1 protein-coding gene and 1 pseudogene are annotated in these 1677 nt (G+C 43.3%); both read right to left on the bottom strand.

Annotated elements, in window-relative coordinates; genetic code table 11:
• A pseudogene (locus AC1DOS_RS19970) lies at positions 1-490 on the bottom strand (phosphotransferase); the annotation flags it as partial.
• 3 nt (positions 491-493) lie between these two features.
• Complete coding sequence (locus AC1DOS_RS19965; protein WP_477538887.1) at positions 494-1549, bottom strand: LysM peptidoglycan-binding domain-containing protein; 1056 nt, start codon at positions 1547-1549, stop codon at positions 494-496.
• Positions 1550-1677: the final 128 nt, after the last annotated feature.

The raw sequence follows: 1677 nt of genomic DNA, 5'->3' as shown, positions 1-1677 counted from the left end.
GTGTTAAGTGGTCACTTTTAACTGGTTCAAGCTGATCTAAAGAAGCTTTCGCAAGTTGTGTGATTCTCTGTGTTTTTGACGGACCGAGTTTTTGAAATAAAAACGGYTCAAGTTGTTGCCATTTTTCTAAACGATGTGCCCATTTTCGATTTAAATCGATTTCATGAAAATATATAGAATTGTGCCAAGCAATTTTTTTTCTTGTATCATGGAGTTGTTGTATTAAAGAAAGTGATTTAATGCGGTCTTCTGGCAAACTAAACTTTACTTTACGACCACTATCAATCCATGGTTGTTGAATGACCAGTGCATCTGGGTATGGCTCTACCGGCACAATAAAATCAGCACCAATAGTTTTTAATTGATCATGAATGAAGCGGATTTTTGCGGCATCATCATGACGTTCGTATTTCTTTAATGAATATGTTTGGGGTCCAATTTGCCATTTCCACACATTCGGCTTTAATTGAACATAATTCCCTCGCTCCACTTTTCAGTAGGGGCGAACGGGATTTTGGTATCCCCATTGCCCTTGTGGACCAGGCCACATGTGACAAGGCGCGCATGCCATATACGGAGCCATGTGCTGAGGCATCATCATCTGTTGAGGCATCATATTATATTGACCCTGGTTTTCGCCAATTGTTTGCGGTGGATATGGATTTTGAACGTGTTGTACAGGTTGATGATGTCCACATCCACATCCACATCCGCAAGGTCGCGATGGTGGTGGTGCACAACCACATGGCGGTTGTTGGTGTTGATAGTGTTGATAGTGTGGAGGCAACATTGGAACTTCTAGTGAAGAAGAATCACAGAAAGAACTTGTATCATCTAATTCCCAACCATGTGTAGGTTTTAGTTTTGATGTTGGTGCTGGCAATGGCATTGGCTTCGGCAATGGCATTGACTTCGGTACTGGCATTGGCTTCGGTACTGGTGTTGGTGCAGGTATTGGCGGTGGCGGTGGTGGCGGTGGCGCAGCTTGAGCAGGCAGTTGAACGTGAAGATTAACATCCATATCAGGAACTGGCATCCAACCATAAGGAATAAACTGAGGCATCATCTGAGTCATCATTAAATTTTGATTATTAATCGGTTGAGGCATCATTTGCGGCATCGGTTGTGGCATCGGTTGAGGCATCATGTTTGGCATCTGGTTTGGCATCGGTTGTGGCATCTGGTTTGGCATCGGATGCGGCATCGGATGCGGCATCGGATGCGGTATCGGCTGTGGTAATGGCTGAGGCATCGGCTTCATGCTTGGTTTAGAAATTGGTTTCGGCGCAGGTTGTGGCATCGGTTTTGGAGCTGGCTGAGCTGTGTACTCCTCCTTACTCTTCTTAACCGGCCGCTCATTGCTATACGGGTGTTCTTTCATCTCATGCATTTTTTTCGATTTTTCCGGTACAAAAATTTTCATCCCCGGAACGATATAATCGGGATTTGCCAAATGCGCGTTTAAACGTTTTACTTCATCAAAAGATACACCATACTGTCTTGAAATTTTCCATAGTGTATCTCCTTTTTGCACAACATGTACGTGCAAAATACTTCCCCCTCTCATCCATGTATCGTATGAATGAAGATTTGATTTGGTCACTTTTTTGGTGTACATGATAAACTATGAGAACAAGTGCTATAGTTATGCATGAAAAGGACGGGATTGTATTGAAG

Source organism: Paenisporosarcina sp. P5_A11, from assembly GCF_056400705.1.
Note: the sequence above shows the minus strand (reverse complement) of the source record. Positions and strands in the feature narration are given on the sequence as shown.